Origin of the sequence: Cryobacterium sp. Y29, assembly GCF_002929825.1 — a bacterium.
Lineage (GTDB): Bacteria > Actinomycetota > Actinomycetes > Actinomycetales > Microbacteriaceae > Cryobacterium.
Genome location: NZ_PJJN01000037.1, coordinates 241,187 through 266,341 on the forward strand (window position 1 = coordinate 241,187; position 25,155 = coordinate 266,341).

Consider the following 25,155-nt stretch of genomic DNA (forward strand, 5'->3'; position numbering starts at 1 on the left):
AAAGCTGGTTAGTGGGGGTTAGGACGCCACGAGCGCGACCTCGGGTACCGGAGCCCCGGCAAGGGGGCCTCGCACCGCGCGGGTCATGCCCACGGCTGCCAGGTCGGCCAGTCGAGCGAGGTATGCGCTGCGACGGGCCGGCGCAATGCGCGATTCCGGGTGATATTCGGTCTCGATGTCGTCGGAGTAGTGGGTGCCCAGGCCGTCACGCAGCAAGCGGATGGCTTCGGCTCGGGTCTGAGACACGGCCGAGTGGGTGGTTCCCATCTCCGCTGCAATCTCTTTCACCGATCGGTCGTCGAAGTAGACCTGCTCGACAATCTCGCGCATTTTCTCGGGCAGGGCCGCAATGGCCGCCCGCAGGTAGACCAGGCGCTCTTCGGAAAGCAGCGAGGCTTCGGGCATGGCCGTGTCGGCCACGAGGTACTCGGCGGTGGTGTTGTCGAGGCTGGACAGCGTGCGGGCAGCATCGGAGAGGCCCGCCGCGGCGGTCTCCCGGTCGACGCCGAGGGCAGCCGCCACTTCATCCACCTTGGGCGTGCGGCCGAGGGCCGCCGACAGGGTCTCCTGCACGGAGAGGGTCTCTTTGATGCGGCGCCGCGCGGTGCGAGTGGCCCAGTCGTTGGAGCGCATCTCGTCGGCGAAGGCGCCGATGATGCGACGGCGGGCGAAGGCGCCGAAGGGTACGCCGAGATCGGGATTGAAGGCATCCGCTGAGGTGATGAGGGCTACCGAGCCGGCCGAGGCGAGGTCGTCGCGAGACAGGTGCCGGGCCTTGGCCCAGACTTCAGACACGAGGTAGCCGACGAGCGGCAGGTTCTCGACCACGAGGGCATTGCGGTCACTTCTGTTCACAAGCCTGCCCCCGAAAATATTCAACTGTCTTTCAACACGTGCCCGCTCGTGCGTCACACGCGGTAGACCCTGCGGCCTGATAAGTCGAATCTACCCCAACTTGGGGCAAGTGGGTAGTGCGTTCATGCCCATTTAACCTAAATTGACCCCGCGAACGGGGGAATAGCCACTGAGGATGCCTCTGATTTAGTCTTCAGGCTGAACTTCGCCTCCCCAATCTGAGTGTTTGCGGTATTTGCAGGCTCTTTTCTAACGCTTGTCGGCGATCGGCCGAAAGTGGCAGTGAATCAATAGATGCATCTACGTGGTGGGTGCCGATTGACCCCGAACCGATAAAGGTGGTTGTAGGACTCATGGGTGCCAATGAACTCTCAGCGTTGCTCTGGCGCGAACGGGAACTCCTGGAACTGCTCGTGTTCAAGCTCGAAGAGGAGCAGCTCCTGCTGCAGGGCGGCAAGTCACGCTGGCTCCAGCATGCCACCCGCGAGGTCGAACAAGTCTTGAACCTGGTGCGCGAAGCCGGCCTCGGCCGCTCGGTCGAAGTGGCTGCCCTCGCTACCCAGTGGGGAACGCAGGAGGATTCGACCCTGCGCGAGCTCGTCGCCAACGCGCCGACCGGTCCGTGGGGCGAAATCTTCGCCGCCCACCTCAAGGCCATGGGCGATCTCACCGCGCAGATCAAAGAGCTCCGCGACTCCAACGAACGCTTCATCAGAAACGCCGCCCGGTCGACCCAGGAGACCATGGCCAGCGCGAACGTCAGCGCCAAGACCTACAACGCGAGCGGAGCGACCGGCACCCCGGTGACGAACGCCCGCATCTTCGACCGGAACCTGTGAGGACGTTGCGATGAGTACCTTCAGCGGTCTGAACACGGCCTACTCGGGTCTTGTCGCGGCCAGAAAAGGTCTCGACGTTGTCGGACAGAACATCTCCAACGCCAATACGGTGGGGTACAACCGGCAGCGGGTGACCACCTCGGCCATCGGCAGCCTGGCCGAGACCGGCCGACTCACCGGCGGCGCGCGCGTCGGCGAGGGTGTCTCCGTCACCGGGGTAGCCCGCCTCGGCAATGCCCAGTTGGATGCCCACGTGCGCAACTCCGCAGCGGCCGCCGGATACACCGCGGTGCGCGCCAACTCCCTGAGCAGCATTGAAACCTCACTCAACGAACCCGGCGAGAACGGTATCTCGGCCAAGCTCGACGCGTTCTGGGCCGGCTGGCAGGAGCTGTCCAACGGATCGGACTCCTCTACCCCCGCCGCGTTGCTCCTCTCTACTGCTGGCGAACTCACCACCATGATCACCCGGGGCTACCAGGCCGTCAGCACCGAGTACTCCTCGGTGCGCGGCGACGTCGGCAGCATGGTCACCGAGCTCAACACCGCGGCCAGCCAAGTGGCCGCCCTCAACGTGCAGATTCGCACGACCATCGCCACCGGCGGCAACGCAAACGAGCTGCTCGACCAGCGCGACCTGCTCACCACGACGATTTCAGCCCTCACCGGGGCATCCGTTGTGGCGCAGAGCGACGGCACCGTCAATGTGTTGATCGGCGGCAACGCCCTCGTGAGCGGCGGAACGGCGAGTGCGCTCAAGGTGTCTGGTGGAACGACACTCGACGACGCGATGGCTGGCACCAAAGTCACCCTGGTGTGGGCGGATGATTCGCGCACGTCCGACGTGGTCGTTGACGGCGGCGAGATTGCCGGGGCGTTGACGTTGTTGGCGCCCGAGGGCGACTTGGCCACGGCCGCAGCTGCCTACAACACGTTCGCTGAGGACCTAAAGACAAAGGTCAACAGCATTTACATGACCGGGAAGTCTTCGTCGGGTGCGCAGTCGAGCGAGTTCTTTTTATTCGCCCCGAGTAAGCCAGCCGCTCTCGGCCTGTATGTTGTTCCCACCAAGAGTTCAGATATCGTCGCTGGAGACCTTCAAGGCGGTGGCGCCTACGACGGTTCGATAGCGGATGCCATCGCCCAACTCGGTGCCGGCAAGGCTATCGACGTCAATGGAGACCTCATCGCCTCCCCCAGCACCAAGTGGTCCGACTTCGTCTCGATGATTGCCGTTGCCACCCAGTCCGAGCTGCAGCAGGCCAACCTAGCCAGCACCACGGCCACCTACGCCTCAAGCCAGCAGCTCGCCAACTCCTCCGTCGATCTCGACGAAGAGAACGTGAACCTGCTCATGTTCCAGACCGCATACCAGGGCGCCGCCCGGGTATTGACGGCCGTGGATGAGATGCTCGATACTCTGATCAACCGCACCGGACTGGTGGGAAGGTAAATCATGATCACTCGTGTCACCGGCCAGACCCAGATGCGGGCTGCCCAGCGCAACCTGCAAGACAACATGGCACAGCTGTCCAAGCTCCAGGAACAAGCCAGCACGCTCAAGGGCATCAACCGGTCGTCCGACGACCCGACCGCTGCAGCATCCGCTCTGGCGGTGCGTGCCGAGCAGGCCGCGACCGCCCAATACAGCCGCAACGCCAACGACGGCGACAACTGGCTCACGACGATCGACTCCGCCATGTCGGCAACGGGCGACATCATGATTCGGGTGCGCGACCTCACGGTGCAGGGCGCCAATGGCGCCGTCAGCGCCACCGCCAAGGAAGCCATCGCGGTCGAGCTCGAAGGGCTCAAGGCTGAGCTGCTCACCCAGGCGAACACGACCTATGTGGGACGCAGCGTGTTTGCGGGCAATTCGGATGCCCGGGCAGCATTTACCACCGACATGAGCGGCAACCTGACCTACAACGGTGTCGCCGGAACCGTCGAACGGCGCATCAGCGCCGACACGACGGTACGAGTGGATGGCGATGGTGCGGCCGTCTTCGGTTCGGACGCAGCAACATCCGTTTTCGCCGTACTCGACGATGTCATCGCGAGCCTGCGCGGCGACGGCACAGACGTGAGCAGCCATCTCGGGAACATAGACACCCGGATGCGCACCATGACGAGCGAGTGGGCCACGATCGGTGCCCGCCAAGTGCAGGTCGAACGCGCCCAGGAGACCTTGCTGAGCAAGACCGGGGCGCTCGAGACCCAGCGCGTTGGACTCGAAGACGTCGACCTCACCCAGATTGTGCTCGAACTGCAATTGCAACAGGTTTCCTACCAATCCGCCCTCGCTGTCACCGCCAAGGTGCTGCAGCCCACACTGATGGACTTTCTCCGATGAGCACTTCTCCGCTGCCTCCTGTGTCGTCCAACACGGTGTCTCCGAGCGCTGCACCGGTCAGCCCCCTGCTGAGCTTCGTCACTCCGCCGCCTGGGCTCGACCCGCACACGGACTTTCGGCTGAGCGAGATCGAAGGCGCGGCGGGGCTGTATTCCCTGCAGGCCGCCGCCGAGCCCGCGACGCGCATGTTCGTGCTCGATGCCGGCGTGTACCTGCCCGATTACTTCCCGGTGATCTCGAGCGAGCAGTCCGATGCGCTCGCGCTCCTGGCGCCGGTCGATGCGATCGTGCTCGTCGTGGTCAACCCAGGCAAGGAGGCAACGACGGTGAACCTCATGGCTCCGATCGTGGTCAACGCGATCACCGGAATCTGCGCGCAGGTCATTCTCGAAGGCCAGGACTGGCCGCTTCGCGCCGAACTCGGCGCCCTCGCCGCCTGACTCCTCCGTTCTCGTCACCCTCGCCTGGTGAGGCGCGGTCGGGAATCCTGCGCCGTTAGCGCGACTCGGCGTCGATCAGGGCAGCCTCGAAGGCGACCCAGGGCAGCATGGCGCACTTGACCCGGGCCGGGTAGCGCGACACTCCCCCGAATGCGGCGGCATCACCGAGAATCTCCTCGTCGGGCTCGATCTTGCCGCGGGAGCGCAGCATCTCACGAAAATTGTCGAGGAGGGCGCGGGCCTCGGTCGTGCTGAGGCCACGCAGGGTGTCGGTGAGAATCGAAGCGGATGCCTGCGAGATCGAGCAGCCCTCCCCGGTCCAGACCAGGTCCGTGACCGTCTCGGTGTCGAGCGAGACGCGTAGGGTGACTTCGTCACCGCAGGTCGTGTTGATCTGGTGCGATTCGGCCACCCGCAGGCCGCTCGCCGTGCCGATCGCTATGGCGTCGGCCAGCGGCGTGAGCTCGACCGCCCCGTGGCGGGCCTTCGCGTGCTCGAGAATGATGGTCTGGTAGAGCTGCTGCAGGTCGCTCATGGCTTGACACCGAAGAAGGGGGCGACTTCGGCGAGGGTGGCCAGAAACAGGTCGACCTCGTCGGTGGTGTTGTAGAGGTAGGTGCTTGCCCGGGTGGATGCGGTCACACCGAGCCGGCGGTGCAGCGGCTGGGCGCAGTGGTGGCCCACCCGCACGGCGATGCCGGCATCGTCAAGAAACTGGCCGACATCGTGGGCGTGCACTCCGGCGACATCGACGGCGGCAAGCCCCAGCCGTTCCACGCCGAGCCCTTGGCCAAGGAGGCGCACGCCGGAGATCTCGGCGACCCCGGCGACCAGGCGCTGGCCCAGCTGGGCTTCCCAGGCTGCGACCCGATCCATGCCGGTTTCGCTCAGGTAGTCAACGGCCGCCGCCAGCGCGATCGCCTGCGAGATGCGCTGCGTACCGGCTTCGAAGCGTTGCGGCGGCGCGAGAAACTCGGCAGTGTGCATGTCCACGGTGGTGATCATTGATCCGCCGGTCAGAAACGGCGGCATGTCGGCGAGCAGCTCGGCCCGGCCATAGAGCGCGCCGATGCCGGTGGGGCCGAGCATCTTGTGGCCGGAGAAGACGGCGAAGTCCACATCGAGCGCCTTGACGTCGACCGGCAGGTGCGGCACGGTCTGGCAGGCGTCGAGTACGACCAGTGCCCCGACTTTACGAGCCAGCGCCACAAGTTCGGCGACCGGGTTGATGGTTCCAGTGACGTTCGAGCCGTGGGTGAAGGCGAGGAGCTTCGTGTGTTGACCGACGATAGCCGCTGCGGCCAGCAGATCGAGGCTGCCGTCGTCGAACACGGGAATGAAACGCAGGGTGGCCCCGGTGCGCTGCGCCAGTTGCTGCCAGGGAATGAGGTTGGCGTGGTGTTCCATCTCGGTGACCACGATCTCGTCGCCGGTGCCCAGGCTGAACCGGCGCGCGGCCGGGCCGCCGAGGCCGAGCGAGGCGTTGGAGAAGCTGTAGGCGAGTAGGTTGATGGCCTCGGTGGCGTTGGAGGTCCAGACGATCTCGTCGGTCTTTGCGCCGACGAAAGCGGCTACTTTGTCGCGGGCGGCTTCGAACCCCTCCGTCGCCTCGACGGCGAGCGTGTGCGCTCCGCGGTGCACTGCGGCGTTTCGCTGCTCATAGTATTCCTGCTCGGCTTCCATCACGCTGATCGGGTTCTGCGAGGTCGCTCCCGAGTCGAGATAGACGAGCGGATGCCCATTCACCGTCTGGTGCAGCACCGGAAAGTCGTTGCGAATGCGTTCAACGTCAATGTTAATCAGCGGAGCCAATTGTGGGTGCTGGGCGGCATGGGCTGGGGAAATGGCGGACGATGGGGCAAAAGACGTCATACCCCAAGGATATTCCCTCGCCCGGAACGTGGGCACCGCAAAGCGCAGTATGACACAGCGGTGGAAAACCCGGCGGTAGCGTGTGAGGCTTGAGGGGTGACCCAGACTGCCGAACGTACCGAGCTGCGCGAGGAGGTGTCACTCGACCGACCGTGGGTGACCCTGGTCTGGGACGACCCGGTCAACCTCATGTCGTATGTCGCCTACGTTTTTCGCAGCTATTTCGGTGTCACTCCCAAGCAAGCCGAACGACTCATGCTGCAGGTGCACAACACCGGCCGGGCCGTCGTGGCTACCGGCAATCGCGAATCCATGGAACGCCACGTCGAGGCCATGCACGGTTACGGTCTCTGGGCGACACTCGCGAAGGCCGACGAATGAGCATCTCCCGGCGCTTCACGCCGCAGCAGGACGGCAGGTTGCTCGGCCGCTTCGAACCGATCGAAGCAGACCTTCTGCGCCTGGCCACCACCCAGCTTCTCGAAATGTTCGACTCGGGCGCCACCGACCCGCAGCTCGCCGCGAGCGACGCAGTCTTCGGCCGGCTGCTGCCCGACGCCTACCGAGATGACGACGAAGCGGCGGCCGAGTTTCGCCGCTTTACGGCGACCGGCCTGCTCGAACGCAAATCGCAGAATGCCCAGATCGTGTTGGACTCGTTGGGTGCCAGTGAACCGGATACCGCCACGCCCGACAGCGAGGATCGCCAGCCGGTCATGGTCAGTATCGACCCCGACGCCGTGCAGGCCTGGCTGCGCAGCCTCACCGACCTGCGCCTGACCCTCGCCGATCGGTTGCAGATTTCGCCAGACGGTGTTGTTCACCTCGCCACCGAGGACACTCCGTTTCTGCGCGAACTCTATGAATGGCTGGGCATGCTGCAGGAAGAACTGGTCTACGCGATCGACGTCTGACCATCCAGCGTGACCGCGCTATCGGCCTGCTCGGCCAGCAGGGCTCGGGCAGCGAGCCCGATCACGGCGCTGTAGGTGGGGTAGGCGAATCGCACGTTTGCCAGCGTGGCCACGTCGATCCCGGCGGCCATCGCCGTCGTGACAGACTGGATGACCTCGACGGCGTTCTCGCCGACCGCGTGGGCGCCGAGAATGTGCTCCCGGCGGCGGTCGGCGATGAGCTTGAGAAATCCCCGCTGCCGATCGTCGATCACCGCCCGATCCAGCAACGAATAGGGCACCACCGTGACGACGCACAGCTCGTCGCGGCTGCGGGCGTCAACCTCGGTCAGGCCGACGCCCGCGTAGTCCGGATCGGTGAACCCACCCGCAGGAAGCAGGTGGTGCGGGGTTCGTCGGTTGGCATCCAACACGGCGTTCTCGGCTGCGGCCTCTCCTTCGAATTGTGCGGCCTGCACGAGCATGTCTTGGCCGTTGGCGTCACCAACGGCAAAAATGTGCGGTACCGAACTTCGAAAATTTGCATCGACGGGAATGGACGACCTCGTCGTGACCACACCGGTATTTTCCAGTCCGAGGTCACCGATATCCGCCGGCCAGCCGGTTGCCATGATCACCGCGTCGAAGCTGCCCGCTACGGTGTGGCCATCCTCTCGCCAGGTCAGGGTGATCGAGCCATCGGAGGCGCGTTCGAGCCCGTCGATTCCCTTAATGCCGAGGCGAAGCGCGATTCCCTGCTCGACAAACGCTTCGGCGACGGCCTGCGAGACGGACTGATCGGATGTGGCGAGCACCCGGTCAGCTACGTCGAGCAAGGTGACGTTGGAGCCGAAGGAGCTGAACACGGTGACCAGCTGTGCACCGGTGTTTCCGCCACCGATCACGGCCAGGCGAGCGGGAACATTCGGGAGGTCGAGCACGTGCTCTGGTACCGTTGCGAGCTCGGCTCCTACAACGGGCAGCCGCCGGGAGTGACCACCGACGCACACCAGCACGGCCCCGGCCGTCACCCGGCGCCCAGACTCCAGTCTGAGCGTGTAGGCATCCAGAAACCTGGCGCGTCCCTCAAGAATGAGTTCCACACCGGCGTCAGCGAACCGCGTTGCCTCATTTTTCATCACACGCACCCGGTCGACTGTTTGCTGAACGCGGGCGACGGTGGCGGGCCAGTCCAGGGGGCGCTCAGACACGGAGATTCCGTACGCGTTGGCGGTGCGAATCTCCCGCATGAGCCGAGCCGTTTTCGCCAGCACTCGGGTGGGTACGCATCCGGTGTTCACGCATGTGCCACCCAGGCGGTCAGATTCGCAGACGGCAACGGATGCGCCCAGTTCCGCCGCACGCAGGGCTGCAGCGGTTCCAGCCGGGCCGGCACCGATCACGACCACATCGAAATGATCAGGAACGAGCCGGCTCACATCAGCATCCTGCTGTTCGAAGGGCATCGTGTGTTCAGGGGTTGGGGCAGCGGTCATCTCGGTCTCCCACCGTCGTAATCGACGAAATACTGACAGTGTCGGCTGGGAATCAACCTGCGCCCGAGCAGCCGAAACGCCCCTGTTGGGGGGTACTCCCTTCTCTGCTAATCCCGAGCCTCCACAGGTAGTCTGATCGCGACCAGATGGGGCACCTGTTACCGCGGCTCGATCGCCCCGGGCCCTCATACCGTGTGCCAGGGGCGCTTGCGCGGACGCGCCACCGCCGATCACGTTAGCTTCACGACATGCGACGAAAGACATATGGACCTCAGCACCCTGACCCAGATCACCGCAGCACGGCAGCGCACCGACCTTATCGCGCTCGGGCCGACCGTCGTACCGCTGGCCGGCGGATCCGAGCTGTTCGCCGACCCGCGCGCCCACCTCACGGCACTCGTCGATCTGCTGACCCTGGGGTGGCCAGCGCTCACGATCACCGGGGATGGTCTCGAGATTGCCGCAACATGCACCTTCGCCGAGCTTTCCCAACTGCCGATGCGGGCGGGCTGGGCGGCGCATCCGCTGTTCTACCAGTGCTGCACGGCCCTGTTCGCCTCCTTCAAGGTGTGGAACGTCGCGACGATCGGCGGCAACCTGGCCACCTCACTACCGGCCGGCCCCATGATCACCCTCGCGGTCGCCCTCGACGCCGAACTGCTGGTCTGGCGGGCTGACGGTAGCGACGCCATCGTGCCCGCCCATTCGTTCGTGACCGGCAACATGACCAATACGCTCGCCGACGGCGATGTGTTGCGGTCCATTCATGTGCCGCTCGCCTCGCTGCAGGCGCAGACGGCGTACCGCAAGATTGCCCTGTCACCGCTCGGCCGCTCGGGCGCTGTGCTCGCCGGCCGGCTCGACGTGCTCGGTGCTTTCGTGCTCTCGGTGACAGCGGCGACGCTGCGCCCGGTGCAGCTGCGCTACCCGGCGGTACCCACCGCCCACGTTCTCGCCCGCGATATCACCGCGATCGACTGCTGGTTCACGGATGCCCACGGCGCCGCCGACTGGCGACGCGCGATGGGTCTGCTGCTCGGCGAAGAGATTCGCGTCGAACTCGAAATGGCCGGAGGCCGCCAATGACGCTGGAACAGGCGAAAATCGAGGATGTCGGCGCCATGACCCTTGAGGTCAACGGCACCATGGTCGAGGCGACGCCGTCTCCCGGTCAGTGCCTGCGCACGCTCCTGCGCGAGCACGAACACTTCGACGTGAAGACGGGCTGTGATACCGGCGACTGCGGTGCCTGCACGGTGCAGGTCGACGGCACGCCCGTGCACTCCTGCATCTTTCCCGCGTACCGAGCCGCGGGAAAGCAGATCACGACGGCGGCCGGCCTCGGCCAGCCGGGCACCCTCTCGCCCCTGCAACAACGTTTTGTCGACTCCGCTGGCTTTCAGTGCGGCTTCTGCACCCCGGGCATGATCGTCACCGCCACCGCCATCGAAGCGGATACCGATCTGAGCGTCGACGACCTGCCCCGTCTCTTGAAGGGAAATCTCTGCCGGTGCACCGGCTACCGCTCGATTTCCGATTCGATCGTCGGCGAGCACACCCCGCTGGACGGGTCCTGCCACACCGCGTCGAGGCGCGAGCACACCGAGACGTCAAGCCTCGGACCAGTGCGGGCGACCGGGCGCACTGGGGGTGCGCGGGCCGTCGGCCTGGTCGGCACCTCCCCCGGCGCGATCGCCGGGGAGCGCGTGGTGAGCGGCCTGGAGCCGTACACCCTCGATGTGGCCGTCCCCGGCCTGCTGCACCTGGCCGTGCTCGGCAGTCCGCACGCCCACGCACGCATCCGATTTCTGAATGTGGCCACAGCTGCCGCGCTGCCGGGCGTGCACCGTGTGCTCACCCATGCCGATTCCCCCACCACCCTGTTTTCGACCGCGCGGCACGAGAGCAGGTTCGACGACCCCGACGACACCCGGGTCTTCGACCAGACCCTGCGCTTTCGCGGCCAGCGGGTGGCGGCAGTCGTGGCCGATTCGGTGGCAATCGCCGAGGCGGCCTGTCGGTTGATCGAGGTCGAGTACGACCTCCAAGACGCCGTGTTCGATCCGAAGCTGGCCCGACTACCGGGGGCTCCCCTGGTGCACGGTGACAAAGATCCGGTCATCTCGCGCCTGGCCGATCCCGGACGCAACCTCGTCGCTGAGCTGCACGGCGAATACGGCTCCGTCGAAGCCGGTCTGGCCGAGGCCACTACCGTCGTCTCGGGCAGCTGGCAGACCCAGCGCATCGCGCACACCCACTTTGAGACCCACGCCACGATCGGCTGGCTCGACCACGGCCGACTGGTCTTGCGCACGAGCTCGCAGGTTCCATTTTTGGTGCAGAAGGAGATCTGCCGCCTGTTCAGCCTCGACCCGGCCGGGGTACGCGTCTTCACCGCGCGAGTCGGCGGCGGCTTCGGGGGCAAGCAGGAGCTTCTCACGGAAGACCTCGTCACCCTCGCCGTGCTCGCAACCGGCCGCCCGGTGCAGTACTCATTCACCCGCACCGACGAGTTCACCATCGCCCCGGTACGACATCCGATGACGATCGACGTCACTCTCGGAGCAGGGCAAGACGGCCGTCTCACCGCGTTGAAGCTGGGAGTGCTCGCCGATACGGGCGCCTACGGCAACCACGCACCTGGCGTGATTTTTCACGGTACGAGCGAATCCGTCGCGCTCTACAACGTGCCCAACAAGAGAGTGGATGCCCAGAGCGTCTACACGAATAATCCTCCGTCGGGTGCCTTCCGCGGCTACGGCCTCGGCCAGATCACCTTCGCAATCGAATGCGCCCTCGACGAGCTGGCCCGCGAACTGGCTGTGGACCCGTTCGAACTGCGGCGGCTCAACTCGGTGCAACCCGGAGATCCGCTCGTCGTCACCCACCAGGAAGGCCCAGATCTCGTCTTCGGCAGCTATGGCCTCGACCAGTGTCTCGACCTCGCTGAAGCGGCCCTGAAGCGCGGCAATGGGGTCGTCCCACCGGTCGGGCCACAGTGGCGGTTCGGTCGCGGCATGGCGTCGTCGATGATCGCCACGACACCGCCGCGCGGCCACCGCTCGCAGGCATCCGTTTCGCTGATGCCCGGTGGCCGTTACCTGGTGCGGGTCGGTACGACCGAATTCGGCAACGGCACCACGACCGTACACGCGCAAATCGCCGCGACGGCGCTGTGCACGACGATCGATCGAATCGATCTGGTGCACTCCGATACAGACGCCGCCGGGTACGACTCGGGTGCGTTCGGCTCGGCCGGTGTCGTCGTTGCCGGCAAGGCCGTTCTGGCCGCGGCATCGGCGCTGGCCGAATCGCTCGGCGAGGCCGCGGCGTCATGCACCGGGGTTGGCTCAGCGGTGGCCTGGCAGCTGGAGCGCGACGGGCTCCGAGCCGTGGAGTCAGGCTCCGAGCTTCTCTCGCTTGACGACCTGGCGCTCTGGGCCGCCGCCAACGACGTAAACCTGACCGCCACGCGGCGAGAAAACGGTGCGCTGCGATCCCTGGCCTTCAACGTGCACGCGTTTCGGGTGGCGGTGAACACCGACACCGGTGAGGTGCGCATTCTGCAGTCGATCCAGGCCGCGGATGCCGGCTTCGTCATGAATCCCGAGCAGTGTCGCGGACAGATCGAGGGCGGGGTGGCCCAGGCGCTCGGCACCGCCCTGTTCGAGGAGGTTGTCCTCGATGGCGCCGGGGCCGTGACGACTCGGGTGCTGCGTAATTACCACGTGCCCCAGCTCGCGGATCTGCCGGTTACGGAGGTCTATTTTGCGCAAAGCCACGACGTGCTCGGGCCCTACGGTGCCAAATCGATGAGCGAATCGACCTACAACCCGGTCGCGCCGGCGCTGGCCAATGCGGTTCGCGATGCCATCGGTATCCGCCCGACCGAGCTGCCGATGTCACGCGACCGCATCTGGCGGCTGTTGCACGGCTGAGCAGACGCCGCGCGTCGGCCGGCAGCGTTGGTGTGGAGAGTGTCGCCGAAACAGAGTACGTTGTCCGCTGTATCTCGTGAATGAGGATATTATACGTAGATATGTACGAATCAGCGGGTCACGCAGTCTTTCGCGGTCATATCTTTCACATTGCTGGCGCTCCGACTGTCGGTGAGGCTCGCCAACACCTCGTCTCAATTCCCGACGGCGCCCTCGTCACGGATGAAGATGGAAGCATTGTCTGGGTCGGCTCGTGTGCCCAGCTGCCGGCCGCGTTCGCCCAGCTGCCGGTGACCCGAACCGGGTTCATCCTGCCGGGGTTTGTCGACACCCATATCCATTTTCCGCAGACCTACACGACGGATGCCTACGGCGGCGGCCAGCTGCTCGAATGGCTCGATGAGTGCGTGTTTCCGGCCGAGTCGCGGCTGGAAGACCCGGGGTTTGCGCGCCAGGTGGCACGCGATTTCACGCGGCGGCGGGCATCCGTCGGTACGACGAGCGCCCTCGTGTTCGGGTCGGCGTTTGCGCCCGCGCAGGACGCCCTGTTCGAACAAACGCAAGCGGCCGGCCTGCGGCTGGTGAGCGGACGCGGCATCCAGACCGTGGGCACCGACTCCGCTCGCTCGCTCATCACAAGCGAGCAGGCGGCGATCGAGCTCAGCCTGGCCGAGATAGACCGCTGGCACGCTGTTGATACCGGTGACGCCCGCACCGCGCTGCTGCAGGTCGCGATCGTGCCGCGATTTAGCCTGTCGGTGACGCCGACGACCCTGGCCGGGCTCGGTGAGCTCTACGACTCGGTGCGCGGCCGCGGGGTGTACTTTCACAGCCATCTCAACGAGAACGACCGGCCAGGCTCCGGGGAGATCGACGTCGTGCGCTCGGTGTTCAACACGAAGACCTACCTCGACACCTATGACGGATACTTCCTGCCGGGCTCACTTCGCGGCGGCTCCAGCCTGCTCGGTCCCCGCAGTATTCTCGCCCACGCCGTGCACTGCCAGGACAGTGAGCTGGCCCGTCTTGCCGACACCGGCACGTCGATCGCGCACTGCCCCACCTCGCAGGCGTTCCTCGGGTCGGGCACCATGCCGTGGCGCCGCACTACCCAGTTCGGAGTGAACGTCGCGATCGGAACGGATGTCGGTGGCGGCGACGAATGGCTCGTTTCACGAGTGCTCAACGACTGCTACAAAGCACACCTGTCCGAGCCGGGAGATGCCGGCGTGGCACTCGACCCGGCCGCGCTGTTGTTCACCGGCACCCTCGCCGGGGCACGTGCCCTCGACATGGAGGAACGGTTCGGCAACTTCGACCTCGGCAAGGACGCGGACTTCCTGCTGATCGACCCGGGCTGCTGGGAACCCCTCGCACTCGTCCTGGAGAACGCTGTGCGCGCCGACGACGCCGCGCTGGCGGCCGAACAGACCCTGTTCGCACTGCTGCTGGCCCTGCGCGAGCCCGCGATCACCGGCGTCTACGTACGGGGCCGCCGCGTGAGCGTGGATTAGGCCGGCCTGGGTTTCGCAGGCCGCCACAAAAACTCTACGATGACAGTCATGTTTCTTCCGCCGTCGCCCAGCCGCGTGGCCGGGCTGGTGCTTGCCGCCGGTGCCGGTTCGCGCTACGGCATGCCCAAGGCCCTCGTGCGCGACAGCGCCGGGCGCTCCTGGCTGCAACGCGCCGTCGACGTACTGGCCGGGGCCGGATGCTCCCCCGTTATCGTCGTGCTCGGCGCCCGCGGGGCCGAGGCGGCGGCCCTGATCGACGCTGGTGATGATGACCCCACCAGTGCGCCTGTTTGGGGCAGGGACCGGCCATCGGCATCCGTTTGCATCGTGCAGGCCAACGACTGGCCCGAGGGGCTCTCCGCGTCCCTGCGCGCCGGCCTGCGCTGCGCCATTGAACAGCCCGATCTCACGGCCATCGTGGTCATTCCGGTGGATGTGCCCGATCTGAACGCTGCCACGGTCGCGCGAATGGTTGGCACGAATTTCGGCACCACGGCTGCACCGGGTACGACCGTTCTCTCGGCCAGCACTCTGCGCCAGGCCCGGTTTTCCAGCCGACCGGGGCATCCCGTCGTGATCGGCCGGGAGCACTGGACGCCCCTCCTTGATACCCTCGTTGGTGACACCGGTGCCCGCCCGTACCTGCGCGCGCACCCGGTCGAGCAGATCGAGTGCGGTGACCTGGGAACGGGTGTCGACGTCGACCGGCCGAACTGACCGGTTCCTCGCCTAACTCCGGGCGGGCACCCGGGTGAGAGCTGCGTAGGCCCGCTCGGCCCCGGATCGCCTGGTCAACGACAGCGCGAGCGCGTCGAGGCGGGCGCGCGGGGCGCCACTCGGGTCGGCACTCGAGTCAGCGCTGAGGCGCAGCATCCGCTCACAGGCGGCCCGCAGGTCGAGAACCGTAGCGGTATTGGGCGGCAACGAGATGCCGAAGCCCGCCTCATCGAGAGCGGCCGCGCCGGCGAACTGGTCGGTCGAGAACGGCAGCACAACGAGCGGAACTCCGGCCGTCATCGCCTCGGTGACCGAGTTGTTGCCGCCGTGGGTGACGGCGAGCACGGCCTGTTGCAGCAGGCGCACCTGCGGCAGGAACGCGCGCACCAGCCAGGCGGCGGGCAAGGCCCCCAACTCGGTGGGATCGGTCGCCCCGGCGGCGATGGCGACCCGCACCGGAAGGCCGTCGAGGGCGGCGACGACGCGGGCGAGCACGTCGCCACGCACCGAGAGAAAACTTCCGAAACTGACGTAGACAACGGGCAGCGAATCGGCTGCCAGCCACGCCTCGACCTCGGGGTCGACGGCCTCGGAGCGCACGGCAGATCCGAGAAACACGTGGGGCGGCAGCAGCCTCGTTCGCGCCGGCGCGTGCAATTCGCCCGGGTAGTTGAGCAAGAGCACGTCGCCCGATTCCTGAAAGGCGTCCCGGCTTGGCTCGGCATGCGGGTCGAGCTCGCGCAGGGCATTGTTCCACTGGGCCGTGAAGGTGTCGCGCACGGCCGCGCACTGCCCGTGGAGCAGGGCCAGTTCCGAGGCGGCGGGCGAGAACACGGCGGGCCAGGCCGGCGGGTAACCGTAGACCTCGGCGGCCACGGGCAGTGCAGACGGATGCCCCAATACGACATCCGCGTGCGCGACGCCGGCACTGAGCAAGCCCAGCCGTGCGCTGAAGGCCAGGTGGTCGACGATGACCTGGTCTGGCTGCACCCGGGCGACGATGCGCTGCACCTCGCGAGCGATGACGACCGGGTTGTAGAGCAGATCGCTGCTGCGCGCCTCGGCCTGAAATTGCAAAGTGTCGACCATTCCACGGCGGGTCGCATCGAAAAATCCCCGCAGGGCGTCGTCTTCGCCAGCGGGCTGCTGCTCGGCCCGGATCGTGCCGGGGTTGGAGCCGCGGCCCAGTTGAAGAAGCTCCCGTTCGAACCCGAACGCGGTCACGATGTCGGCCGTGGCCGGCCCGCTCGCGACCACGACGCGTTCGCCGGCCTCTGCCCAAGCAACGCCGAGCGTTGCGAGTGGGTAGAGGTGCGAGGCGTAGTCCGGGCTGATGATCAGCAGGGTCACGAAACGCTCAGTTCCCAGGCGACCGGCTCGGTCGCCACTGCGACGCCGCGGTAGACCTCACCGAGTGCCGACGCCATCGCTTCGATCGTGAACTTGTTCGCGACCATGCTGCGGGCTCGTGCCGCATTGGCGCCACCCTGCGCGCCGCCAGCGAGGTCCAGGGCCTTCGCAATGGAGCGAGCGAGAGCGGCACCGTCACCGGTATCGACGAGAATGCCCGTCACTCCGTGCTCGATGTACGTGGCCGGTCCGCCCCCATTCGGCGCGACCACCGTAAGTCCGGTGGCCATCGCCTCGAGCAGAGCGATTCCGAATTCTTCTTTCATACTCGCGCAGACGTACACCCCGAACGGTGCCGCCAGGCCTGGGCGGCCGTAGCGCACGGCGGCCAGCCACCGAGCGACGGTGTCATTGGGGCGATGACCAGCCAACAGCAGGCCCCGGGCAGCCAGATCGGCCAGGGCGCCGCCGGCCAGGGTGCCGCCGGGCACGATGTGGGTCATGCGCTGCAACTCGATCCCTTCATCACACGACGGATGCTCCAGGTCGCCTCCCACAATCAGCAGATTGCAGCGAGCTCGCAGTTCGGAGTCAGCGTTCCACGCCTCGACCAGGCTGGCCATACCCTTCACGCGGTGCAGCCGACCGACGCTGATCAGCACTGGCAGGCCTCGCCGAGCGGTCGGGAGCGTGCCGAGCAGGTTGTCGAGCTGGGTGAAGGCCACCGCTGCGGGTTCCGCCGCTTCCCGGGTATGCGCCTCGGCAGAAACCAGCAGACTTCCGCCGGTGAGTCCGAGAGACCCGAGCGCATCCGTGCGGGAGCGGTCGATCACGGCGAGATCGATTCCCTCGGGAATGACCGAGTGCCGTTCCGGGTGCGCGTCAATGTCGATTCCCGTCAAACGTTCCATATCTTGCTGCAGTCGCGGTCGCGGAAACAGCACGGTGTGAGCGGCATCCGCAGCGAGCCGCTGCACGAGGCGGGCGCGAAACCAGAAGTGCTCGACGGCATCGACGGTGCCGAAGTTGGCCCGGGTGAGCGCGCCACTCGCGTCGAGGGAGTCGATCACTCCGTGCGGGTCTGGCGCGACGGTGAAGACGACCGGAATGTCCAGGTCCCGCGCCACCGTTGCAGCGGCGAGGCTGCCGACGTCGGCCATGCGCAGGTGAATCGCATCCACCACACCGGCCGAGCGGAGGATGCGCCGAATGCCGCGCTGCGCGGCAACCCGCCGAGGCCACGCATCGATCGAGGGGACCGCGCCACCAACGAATGGAATCGCCGCGAATGAGTGCCCACGCCGGGTCTTCCCGATACTGGCCAGGCCGCTCAGCGCCGACTCGTGCGTGCCACGCGACATGGTGATGACCCGCTCTACCGATTCCGTTTCTTTCGCGCGGCCAGCGGTGAAACGGCTGCCGGCGAAAGGCGCACGAAGAGCGGATGCTGCGGCGCTCTGCGTTCCGCCGGCCGGCCGGCCGGCCGGCCGAGCAACGAGGGCGTCACCGAGCCGGACCAGCAGGGTCGCGATGCCGCCGTTGTCGCCGACGCCCACCGTGGAGAGTTCACCGTCGATGTCGGCGTGGAGGAACAGCTGCGCGATCGTGGTGCCCCGGTTCCATTTCGGCCGCGGCACGTTCGTCACCGTGAGATCGAACAGTGCCAGCCGGGCTACGGCTGCGAGTTCGATCTCGTCGCCGCCAGCTGCGCTGTCTTGCGTGAGAGCGCTGAGCAAACCGAGCACGGCTTCGCTCGGGGATCGATCGCCGAGGCCGGCAATTGCGGCGGTACGAGCGTCCAGGCTCTCGGCGCTGTCGGTGGCCACCCGACGCAGCAGGCGTTCGGGAACGCGGCCGGGAATCAGGCCGATGGTCTCGATGAGGCGGGCGCGGGCATCCATTTCGGAGATGCCGAGCAGCGATCCCTCCAGCAGCAGGGCCACCTGGTCCGCAGCCGAAGAGCCCCACTGTTCCAGGGTGCGCTGAGCGAGCATGCCGGAAAAGCCACCCTGCCGCACCAGGGTGACCAGGCCGGCGATCGCGTCGTAGCGCGGCAGCCGGGCGCCAAAGGCCCAGGCGGCATGCTCACGCAGAAAGGCGGAGTCGTGGTAGAGCAGGGCCACCAGCACCTCATCGGCAGAGTCGTCGAAGACCTGGGCGAGGGCGTGAACGGCGGCGATGGCGGTGAGCTGGTCGCTCAAATCGGTCGCGGCTTGGGCGAGCAGTCGCACGGCGCGGGCGCCCCCATCGCGGCTGGCTGCGACGGTGAGGTCGTCGGCGCGTCGAATTCCCTCGAGCAGCGTTGCCGCGGATCGTTGATCGTCGAGTGCGGTGTGGGTAGCCATCGGCTGCTCCTTTTCGTGAAACTCCGCGGTTCAATCGTGGCGATTCGGGGTTGCCACGAGAGAACATGGGTGAATTTCGGTACTTCCGGTTCGAGAAACGTTGAGGATCCCGTACACGAAAGCGCACGAATCAGGCATAGCTAGCTAGGCTAGCAACTTCCCCACTCGCCATCATTGCATGAATGAGAGCACCCGGGCTGACATAGTGCCCTAATCAGCGCCGAGCGCGCAATACGCAAAATAGAGCCACGCCCCAGTGAGTGGGGCGTGGCTCTATGTGTTTATGTCTGCAAACGTCGGGTTTAGCCGAACAGGGCCGTTACCTTCGCGAGTGTCTGAGAAATGCCGAAGGCCAGCGGGATACCCACCAGCGCCCAAGCCACGATGACTTTTAAAACCTTCATGCGTGTGCCTTCCTTGCTTGTGCACCGACGAGCGGCTTTTCGGGTTCGTGATAGTCGGTGTGAACTGGTCGCACGAACAGGTTCGCCACAAAGCCAACAACGAGCAGCCCCACCATGGTGAGCAGGGCCGGCTGATAGGCCGCTGCCGTCAACGCACCCGGAGCGCCCTGAGCATCCAGGAACGAGTTGACAATGAGCGGACCGGCAATACCGGCCGCCGACCAGGCCGTCAGCAGGCGGCCGTGAATGGCCCCCACCTGAAAGGTTCCGAACAGGTCACGCAGGTAGGCCGGAGCCGTAGCGAAACCGCCACCGTAAAAAGAAATGATAATGAAGGCCAGAACAACGTAGAGCGCCGTCGTGCTCGACCCGACGATGGCCAGCAGCACGTACAACACCGTGCCAACGCCGAGGTAGACCATGTAGATGTTCTTGCGTCCGGTCTTGTCCGACGTGGCCGACCAGGCGAATCGTCCACCCATGTTAGCGAGCGACAACAGGCCCACAAAGCCTCCGGCAACGGCCGCCGAGACCAACGAGTTGCCGTCACTCTGCCGGAAGAAGTCCTGGATCATCGGTGCAGCCTGCTCGAGAATGCCGATACCGGCCGTGACGTTGCAGAACAAGACGACCCAGAGCAGCCAGAACTGACGCGTGCGAATGGCATTCTTGGCTGAAACGTGGTTGCTCGTGACGAGGGCCTTGACCCGCACCTTGGACGCATCGAATCCGGCCGGCACCCAATCAGCAGCCGGAACCTTGATCGTGAAAGCGCCGAACATCATGTACGCGAGATAGATCACGGCAAGGGTGAGAAAGAGCTTGCCCACGGAATCGCCGCTGGCCACCCAGTTCGCTGCCCCGGAGTTGGGGTCATAGAAGCCGAGTAGCGCCGTCGACACCGGGCTGGCGATGAGGGCGCCGCCTCCAAAGCCCATGATGGCCATGCCGGTGGCGAGGCCCGGGCGGTCCGGAAACCACTTGATAAGCGTCGAAACGGGCGATATGTAGCCGATGCCGAGCCCGATACCGCCGATGAAGCCGTAGCCGACGTAGACCAGCCACAGCTGGTTCGTAAAGATTCCGAGCGAACCGATGAGGAACCCGCCCGACCAGAACAGAGCCGCGACGAACATGGCCTTGCGCGGCCCGTTGGTGTCGACCCAGGTACCCATGATGGCCGCCGACAGGCCGAGCATCACGATGGCGATCGAGAAGATCACCCCGATCTGCACCAGGCTGGCGTCGAAGTGCGCCACGAGCGCCGTCTTGTACACACTCGTGGCGTAGGCCTGGCCGATACAGAGATGCACGGCCAGTGCAGCGGGCGGAATCAGCCAGCGGTTGAATCCAGGTGGGGCGATGGTGCGGTCTCGGTCGAGCCAGCTCATGGAGATGTCCTTGCTGCCGGTAAGGCGATAGCGACTCTGCTGTGCGTTTCGGCTGTCCACGATGGCCGTGGACGTACTCCGCAAACGGATAGGTGGAATAGTCTGCGGAGGCAATACTAGACGATTCACCGCGCAAATTTCGTCCCCAAATTTATACCCATTTCATATTTCGGGGGAATTCCCTCTTGCGGCAAGGCAGGATAGGTATATGACACGTTCAGCTCCCATCGAAGACATCAACGAAGATAATCTCGTTGTAACCGCCCCCAAGACCCACGCGGCGGGTGTCGGAGCCGTAGTGGTGGCGCTCGATCGAGGTATCGCCCAGGCTGGTGTGATGCGTACCGCGCGGTCACTGCTGCGCCTTAATCAGCGCGACGGCACCGACTGCCCCGGCTGCGCGTGGCCGGAATCTCAGGGACATCGCAAGACCGCGGAGTTCTGCGAAAACGGCGCAAAGGCCGTCGCTGAAGAGAGCACGCTGCGCACGGTGACGCCCGAGTTCTGGGCAGAGCATTCCATCGCCGAGCTTGCTACGAAAACCGAGTATTGGCTCGGAAACCAGGGGCGCATTACGCATCCCGTCGTCATTCGCCCGGGCGACACGCACTACTCGCAGATCTCCTGGGATGATGCTTTCGAGCTCATCGGTGAGCAGATTCGCGCCACCGTGCCCGACCGCACCGTCTTCTACACGTCCGGCCGCACCGCCAATGAGTCGGCGTTCATGTACCAACTGTTCGCACGGTCCATCGGCACCAATAACCTGCCGGACTGCTCCAATATGTGCCACGAGTCGTCGGGCTCAGCGCTGAATCCCACGATCGGCATCGGCAAGGGTACGGTCTCGCTCGAAGACATCCACCGGGCTGAACTCATTTTGGTGGTTGGCCAGAACCCGGGCACCAACCACCCGCGCATGCTGTCGGCTTTGGCCGAATGCAAGGACAACGGCGGCAAGATTGTGGCCGTCAACCCTCTGCCCGAAGCCGGACTGTTCAACTTCATGGACCCGCAGACCCCGAAGGGCGTCGTCGGCAAGGGCACCAACCTGGCCGATGAATTTCTGCAGATCAAGGTCGGGGGCGACCTGGCCCTGTTCCAGGCGCTCGGCCACCTGCTGCTCGAAGAAGAAGCGCGCGTGCCAGGGTCAGTCATCGACCATGAGTTCGTCGCCGCGAACACCGACGGCATCGAGGCTTATCGGGCAGCGCGATCGGTGATCGACTGGACCGAGACGAAGAAGGCCACCGGCCTGGACCGTGCCGCAATCGAGACCGTGGCGCAGCTGCTCATCGCGAGCAAAGCCACCATCATCTGCTGGGCGCTCGGACTGACCCAGCAGCCACACTCGGTGAACACCCTCAAGGAAATCATCAACCTGCTGCTCCTGCAGGGCAACTTCGGCAAGCCTGGCGCCGGCGCGTGCCCGGTGCGCGGCCACTCCAACGTGCAGGGCGACCGCACCATGGGTGTGTGGGAGAAGCCGAAGGAGCCCATGCTCGCCGCTCTCGACGCCGAGTTCGGCATCGTATCCCCGCGCGAGCACGGCCTCGACTCCGTCGATACGGTGGATGCTTTCGTGCACGACCGCGTCGACGTGTTCGTCTCCATGGGTGGCAACTTCGCCCTGGCCTGCTCCGATACCGATTTGCTGGAGAAGGCCATGCAGCGCGTCGGTCTCACCGTGCACGTCTCCACCAAGCCCAATCGCTCGCACGTCATGCACGGTTTGACCTCGCTCATTCTGCCGACCCTCGGCCGTACGGATACCGATGACAAGCATCCGTCTGGCCGTCAGGTGCTCTCGGTGGAAGACTCGATGTCGGTCGTTCGCACCACTCAGGGACGCCTCGAGCCGGTGTCGGAGCACCTGCTTGCCGAACCGGTGATCATCGCCCGCATGGCCCACGCCACGCTCGGCGACGACCACGCGGTCGATTGGAAGGCGATGGCGGATGACTACGACATCGTTCGTGACCACATCTCCCGCGTCGTGCCCGGCTTCGCCGATTTCAACGTTCGGCTCAAGACCAAGAACGGCTTCGTACTGCCCAACCCCCCGCGCGATACACGTAGCTTTGCCACCGACATTGGTCTGGCCCGGTTCACAGTGAGCCCGATCGAGTATTTGTCGGCGCCAGAGGGCCACTTGATCTTGCAGACCATCCGCAGCCACGATCAGTACAACACCACGTTCTACGGGCTTGACGACCGCTACCGCGGCATCAAGAACGGTCGTCGCGTCATCCTCATCCACGAAGACGACGTCACCGAGCTGGGCTTCGTCGACCGCGATATGGTCGACGTGATCAGCACGTTCCAGGGCGTTGAGCGCCGAGCCGACACGTTCCGCCTCGTGGTCTACCCGACACCGCGCGGCTGCGCGGCGGCGTACTTCCCGGAGGCGAACGCGCTCATGCACCGCGAGCTCGTGGCCCGGGAGTCGAACACCCCCGGCTACAAGGCCATGACCGTGCGCTTCGTTCCCGCCGGCGCCGCCGCCTAGCTGTACCCGGCGACCTGATCATCACGCTGTGCGTCGATGATCCGGTCGCCGCCGGCGCCTAGCCGGGGCCCGGCGGCCTGCTTATCACGCTGTGCGTCGACGATCCGGTCGCCGCCGGCGCGTAGCCTGAGTCAGGCGGCCTGCTCGTCATGCTGTGCGTCGATGATCCGGTCGCCGCCGGCGTAGACGACCATGGAGTTGCCGCGGAGAAAACCGACCAGGGTCATACCAACCTCGGCGGCGAACTCCGCGGCGAGTGACGACGGCGCCGAGACCGCCGCGAGCACCGGAATGCCCGCCATCAGGGCTTTCTGGGTGAGTTCGAAACTTGCCCGGCTCGACACCATGAGAACCGTGCCGGTCAACGGCAGCCTGTTCTCTTTGACCGCCCAGCCGATGACCTTGTCGACGGCGTTGTGCCGGCCGACATCTTCGCGCAGCACGAGGAGTTCGCCGGTGGCGGCATCGAACAGTCCGGCAGCGTGGATGCCGCCAGTCTTCTCGAACACGTTCTGCCCGGCGCGCAGCTTGTCAGGAAAAGTCGTGAGCGATTCGGCAGTCACGTGCACCGCGTCATCCGCTATCGTGAAGACTGATTTGGTGCGCACGGCATCGATGCTCTCTTTGCCGCACAGGCCACAGGAGCTGTTGGTGATGAGGGAGCGCTCCAGGCTCGGTGCCGGCGGCGCGACGCCGGCACCGAGGGTGACGTCGAGCACGTTATAGGTGTTGACTCCGTCGATCGCCCCGGCGCAGTAGCGGGCCGAATTGAAGTCGTCACCCCGTGTGATGACGCCCTCCGAGACCAGAAACCCAGCTGCAAGGTCGATGTCGTTGCCCGGGGTGCGCATCGTGACGGCGAGGCGGCGGCCGTTCACTCGAATTTCCAGGGGTTCTTCAACCGCCAGCAGGTCCTCGCCAGCCAGAGGCTGGGCACCAACGGTGATTCGGGTGATTTTGCGTCGCGCGGTAATTCTGTTCATTCTTAAAGTCTCCCACGCTGGTGCCGTTACCGCGCTCCAGGCTGTTGATTAACCGCCGATATAGGACATTTCGATTTTTTTGGCACCGGATGCCCGCAACTCACTGGTCTTCGCGCTCCGCAGCTGCGAATAGCGGTCGGTGCGCTCCCGCCAAAGGTGTGCCATGACGGTGGACAGTTCGGCGTCGGAGCAGCCGCCGCGCATGAGTGCCCGCAGATCGTGGCCCTCGGTGGCAAACAGGCAGGTGAACAGTTTGCCGTCGGTGGAGACGCGGGCGCGGGAGCAGGACTGGCAGAACGACTGGGTCACGCTCGAGATAACGCCGATCTCGCCGCCGCCGTCCCGGTAGCGCCAGCGCCTTGAGGTTTCACCGCTGTAGTTCGGGGCGATCTCTTCGAGCGGCAACTCGGCATGGATGCGCGCGATGACGTCCTTCGACGGCACAACCGCGCCCATCTCCCAGCCGTTGCTGGTGCCGACGTCCATGAATTCGATAAACCGCAAGATATACGGGGTGTCCTTGAAGTGGCGGGCCATGGCCACGATGTCCTGGTCGTTCTTGCCGCGCTGCACCACCATGTTGACCTTGATCGGGCCGAGCCCGACCGCTTCGGCCACGTCGATGCCGTGCAGTACCTTCGCAACGGGAAATTTCACATCGTTCATGGTGCGAAAAGTGGTGTCGTCGAGCGAGTCGAGGGACACGGTGACTCGCTTCAGTCCGGCATCCTTGAGCGCCTGCGCCTTGACAGCCAGCGCCGACCCGTTCGTGGTGAGCGCGATGTCAATCTCACGGCCGTCGGGAGTGCGCAGCTCGGCCAGTTGGGAGATGAGATCTTCAAGCCCCTTGCGAAGCAGCGGTTCACCGCCGGTCAGCCGGATCTTCTCGACGCCATGGGCGACGGCTATGCGCCCGAGCCGGGTCAGTTCCTCGAAGCTGAGGAGCTCGTCGTGCTCCATGAACGCGAAGTCGCGACCAAAAATCTCTTTGGGCATGCAGTACACACAACGAAAGTTGCAGCGGTCGGTGACGCTCAGGCGCAGGTCATGCAACGGCCGGTTCATCCGGTCGGTCACGGTCCCTGTGGGCGTTTCGAGGTTCAACGGAATGTCCGCGCGCTCTCGATAGAAGCGCGGAGCTGATTGTGCAAAGTCGGCGCCGGTCATGGTTCCAGCCTAACCCCGCGCCCCGCACGGGGATGCCCAGAACATGGGTTCTAAGCGGATGCTGATCAATTTCGATACAAGGATGGCCC

20 protein-coding genes are annotated in these 25,155 nt (G+C 65.5%); 11 read left to right on the forward strand and 9 right to left on the reverse strand.

Going from position 1 to position 25,155, the window contains the following annotated elements; all coding sequences use genetic code 11:
* Positions 1 to 18: 18 nt before the first annotated feature.
* Complete coding sequence (locus CXY74_RS16165; RefSeq protein ID WP_104201367.1) at positions 19 to 855, reverse strand: sigma-70 family RNA polymerase sigma factor; 837 nt, start codon at positions 853 to 855, stop codon at positions 19 to 21.
* Between the two features lie 353 nt (positions 856 to 1,208).
* Between CXY74_RS16165 and CXY74_RS16170 the strand changes: the two genes are divergently transcribed.
* From CXY74_RS16170 to CXY74_RS16185, 4 genes are read left to right on the forward strand one after another with little or no spacing between them, the layout of a single operon-like run.
* Positions 1,209 to 1,694: a flagellar protein FlgN gene (locus CXY74_RS16170; protein ID WP_104201368.1), complete on the forward strand. Its 486-nt coding sequence runs from the start codon at positions 1,209 to 1,211 to the stop codon at positions 1,692 to 1,694.
* Positions 1,695 to 1,704: 10 nt separating this feature from the next.
* On the forward strand, positions 1,705 to 3,147 hold the full coding sequence (gene flgK, locus CXY74_RS16175; protein WP_104201369.1) for a flagellar hook-associated protein FlgK: 1,443 nt from the start codon (positions 1,705 to 1,707) through the stop codon (positions 3,145 to 3,147).
* Between the two features lie 3 nt (positions 3,148 to 3,150).
* Positions 3,151 to 4,047: a flagellar hook-associated protein FlgL gene (gene flgL, locus CXY74_RS16180; protein ID WP_104201370.1), complete on the forward strand. Its 897-nt coding sequence runs from the start codon at positions 3,151 to 3,153 to the stop codon at positions 4,045 to 4,047.
* Complete coding sequence (locus CXY74_RS16185) at positions 4,044 to 4,487, forward strand: flagellar assembly protein FliW (protein ID WP_104201371.1); 444 nt, start codon at positions 4,044 to 4,046, stop codon at positions 4,485 to 4,487. Before flgL ends, CXY74_RS16185 begins: the two co-directional genes overlap by 4 nt.
* A 55-nt stretch (positions 4,488 to 4,542) precedes the next feature.
* Here CXY74_RS16185 and sufU read toward each other — a convergent pair whose 3' ends face one another.
* Together sufU and CXY74_RS16195 are read right to left on the reverse strand one after the other, a co-directional pair.
* Positions 4,543 to 5,022: a Fe-S cluster assembly sulfur transfer protein SufU gene (gene sufU, locus CXY74_RS16190; protein ID WP_104201372.1), complete on the reverse strand. Its 480-nt coding sequence runs from the start codon at positions 5,020 to 5,022 to the stop codon at positions 4,543 to 4,545.
* A complete protein-coding gene (locus tag CXY74_RS16195; RefSeq protein WP_104201373.1) occupies positions 5,019 to 6,359 on the reverse strand; it encodes an aminotransferase class V-fold PLP-dependent enzyme in 1,341 nt (446 codons plus the stop codon). The genes sufU and CXY74_RS16195 overlap by 4 nt, the downstream gene beginning before the upstream one ends.
* A 123-nt stretch (positions 6,360 to 6,482) precedes the next feature.
* Between CXY74_RS16195 and clpS the strand changes: the two genes are divergently transcribed.
* Together clpS and CXY74_RS16205 are read left to right on the forward strand one after the other, a co-directional pair.
* Positions 6,483 to 6,740: an ATP-dependent Clp protease adapter ClpS gene (clpS, locus tag CXY74_RS16200; protein WP_370446172.1), complete on the forward strand. Its 258-nt coding sequence runs from the start codon at positions 6,483 to 6,485 to the stop codon at positions 6,738 to 6,740.
* Positions 6,737 to 7,273 (forward strand): DUF2017 family protein, encoded by a 537-nt coding sequence (locus CXY74_RS16205; protein WP_104201374.1) that lies wholly within the window; start codon positions 6,737 to 6,739, stop codon positions 7,271 to 7,273. The genes clpS and CXY74_RS16205 overlap by 4 nt, the downstream gene beginning before the upstream one ends.
* On the opposite strand, the gene CXY74_RS16210 is transcribed toward CXY74_RS16205, so the two are convergent.
* A complete protein-coding gene (locus CXY74_RS16210) occupies positions 7,255 to 8,748 on the reverse strand; it encodes an NAD(P)/FAD-dependent oxidoreductase (RefSeq protein WP_233193475.1) in 1,494 nt (497 codons plus the stop codon). The two genes, CXY74_RS16205 and CXY74_RS16210, sit on opposite strands and share 19 nt — an antisense overlap.
* Positions 8,749 to 9,012: 264 nt before the next feature.
* Here CXY74_RS16210 and CXY74_RS16215 point away from each other — a divergent pair, with 264 nt between their 5' ends.
* The 4 genes from CXY74_RS16215 to CXY74_RS16230 all read left to right on the forward strand — a co-directional run bounded on the left by CXY74_RS16215 (position 9,013) and on the right by CXY74_RS16230 (position 14,917).
* Positions 9,013 to 9,834: an FAD binding domain-containing protein gene (locus CXY74_RS16215; RefSeq protein ID WP_104201375.1), complete on the forward strand. Its 822-nt coding sequence runs from the start codon at positions 9,013 to 9,015 to the stop codon at positions 9,832 to 9,834.
* A gap of 35 nt (positions 9,835 to 9,869) precedes the next feature.
* Entirely contained in the window at positions 9,870 to 12,686 is a 2,817-nt protein-coding gene (locus CXY74_RS16220; RefSeq protein WP_104201559.1) for a molybdopterin cofactor-binding domain-containing protein, read from the forward strand.
* Between the two features lie 101 nt (positions 12,687 to 12,787).
* Positions 12,788 to 14,200: an amidohydrolase family protein gene (locus CXY74_RS16225; RefSeq protein ID WP_104201376.1), complete on the forward strand. Its 1,413-nt coding sequence runs from the start codon at positions 12,788 to 12,790 to the stop codon at positions 14,198 to 14,200.
* Positions 14,201 to 14,248: 48 nt separating this feature from the next.
* On the forward strand, positions 14,249 to 14,917 hold the full coding sequence (locus CXY74_RS16230; protein ID WP_104201560.1) for an NTP transferase domain-containing protein: 669 nt from the start codon (positions 14,249 to 14,251) through the stop codon (positions 14,915 to 14,917).
* 12 nt (positions 14,918 to 14,929) lie between these two features.
* Here the strand turns inward: CXY74_RS16230 and CXY74_RS16235 are convergent, their stop codons facing one another.
* The 3 genes from CXY74_RS16235 to CXY74_RS16245 all read right to left on the reverse strand — a co-directional run bounded on the left by CXY74_RS16235 (position 14,930) and on the right by CXY74_RS16245 (position 20,407).
* Positions 14,930 to 16,267: a nucleotide disphospho-sugar-binding domain-containing protein gene (locus CXY74_RS16235; RefSeq protein WP_104201377.1), complete on the reverse strand. Its 1,338-nt coding sequence runs from the start codon at positions 16,265 to 16,267 to the stop codon at positions 14,930 to 14,932.
* Complete coding sequence (locus tag CXY74_RS16240; RefSeq protein WP_104201378.1) at positions 16,264 to 18,612, reverse strand: glycosyltransferase; 2,349 nt, start codon at positions 18,610 to 18,612, stop codon at positions 16,264 to 16,266. Before CXY74_RS16240 ends, CXY74_RS16235 begins: the two co-directional genes overlap by 4 nt.
* Positions 18,613 to 19,012: 400 nt before the next feature.
* Positions 19,013 to 20,407: an OFA family MFS transporter gene (locus tag CXY74_RS16245; RefSeq protein WP_104201561.1), complete on the reverse strand. Its 1,395-nt coding sequence runs from the start codon at positions 20,405 to 20,407 to the stop codon at positions 19,013 to 19,015.
* Between the two features lie 208 nt (positions 20,408 to 20,615).
* On the opposite strand from CXY74_RS16245, the gene CXY74_RS16250 reads away from it, so the two are divergent.
* Positions 20,616 to 22,916, forward strand: a complete 2,301-nt coding sequence (locus CXY74_RS16250; RefSeq protein ID WP_104201379.1) for an FdhF/YdeP family oxidoreductase — start codon at positions 20,616 to 20,618, stop codon at positions 22,914 to 22,916.
* Between the two features lie 131 nt (positions 22,917 to 23,047).
* On the opposite strand, the gene fdhD is transcribed toward CXY74_RS16250, so the two are convergent.
* Together fdhD and moaA are read right to left on the reverse strand one after the other, a co-directional pair.
* Positions 23,048 to 23,899, reverse strand: a complete 852-nt coding sequence (gene fdhD / locus CXY74_RS16255) for a formate dehydrogenase accessory sulfurtransferase FdhD (protein ID WP_104201380.1) — start codon at positions 23,897 to 23,899, stop codon at positions 23,048 to 23,050.
* A 48-nt stretch (positions 23,900 to 23,947) separates the two neighbouring features.
* Positions 23,948 to 24,964, reverse strand: a complete 1,017-nt coding sequence (moaA, locus tag CXY74_RS16260) for a GTP 3',8-cyclase MoaA (RefSeq protein ID WP_233193637.1) — start codon at positions 24,962 to 24,964, stop codon at positions 23,948 to 23,950.
* Positions 24,965 to 25,155 lie beyond the last annotated feature (191 nt).

Coding starts and splice junctions, on each gene's coding strand:
- CXY74_RS16240 (WP_104201378.1), bottom strand. CDS start 18,612: ATGGCTACCCACACCGCACTCGACGATCAACGATCCGCGGCAACGCTG.
- CXY74_RS16205 (WP_104201374.1), top strand. CDS start 6,737: ATGAGCATCTCCCGGCGCTTCACGCCGCAGCAGGACGGCAGGTTGCTC.
- CXY74_RS16210 (WP_233193475.1), bottom strand. CDS start 8,748: ATGACCGCTGCCCCAACCCCTGAACACACGATGCCCTTCGAACAGCAG.
- CXY74_RS16215 (WP_104201375.1), top strand. CDS start 9,013: ATGGACCTCAGCACCCTGACCCAGATCACCGCAGCACGGCAGCGCACC.
- CXY74_RS16245 (WP_104201561.1), bottom strand. CDS start 20,407: ATGAGCTGGCTCGACCGAGACCGCACCATCGCCCCACCTGGATTCAAC.
- CXY74_RS16250 (WP_104201379.1), top strand. CDS start 20,616: ATGACACGTTCAGCTCCCATCGAAGACATCAACGAAGATAATCTCGTT.
- CXY74_RS16185 (WP_104201371.1), top strand. CDS start 4,044: ATGAGCACTTCTCCGCTGCCTCCTGTGTCGTCCAACACGGTGTCTCCG.
- flgL (WP_104201370.1), top strand. CDS start 3,151: ATGATCACTCGTGTCACCGGCCAGACCCAGATGCGGGCTGCCCAGCGC.
- CXY74_RS16170 (WP_104201368.1), top strand. CDS start 1,209: ATGGGTGCCAATGAACTCTCAGCGTTGCTCTGGCGCGAACGGGAACTC.
- sufU (WP_104201372.1), bottom strand. CDS start 5,022: ATGAGCGACCTGCAGCAGCTCTACCAGACCATCATTCTCGAGCACGCG.
- CXY74_RS16230 (WP_104201560.1), top strand. CDS start 14,249: ATGTTTCTTCCGCCGTCGCCCAGCCGCGTGGCCGGGCTGGTGCTTGCC.
- CXY74_RS16195 (WP_104201373.1), bottom strand. CDS start 6,359: ATGACGTCTTTTGCCCCATCGTCCGCCATTTCCCCAGCCCATGCCGCC.
- moaA (WP_233193637.1), bottom strand. CDS start 24,964: ATGAACCGGCCGTTGCATGACCTGCGCCTGAGCGTCACCGACCGCTGC.
- CXY74_RS16220 (WP_104201559.1), top strand. CDS start 9,870: ATGACCCTTGAGGTCAACGGCACCATGGTCGAGGCGACGCCGTCTCCC.
- flgK (WP_104201369.1), top strand. CDS start 1,705: ATGAGTACCTTCAGCGGTCTGAACACGGCCTACTCGGGTCTTGTCGCG.
- CXY74_RS16225 (WP_104201376.1), top strand. CDS start 12,788: ATGTACGAATCAGCGGGTCACGCAGTCTTTCGCGGTCATATCTTTCAC.
- fdhD (WP_104201380.1), bottom strand. CDS start 23,899: ATGAACAGAATTACCGCGCGACGCAAAATCACCCGAATCACCGTTGGT.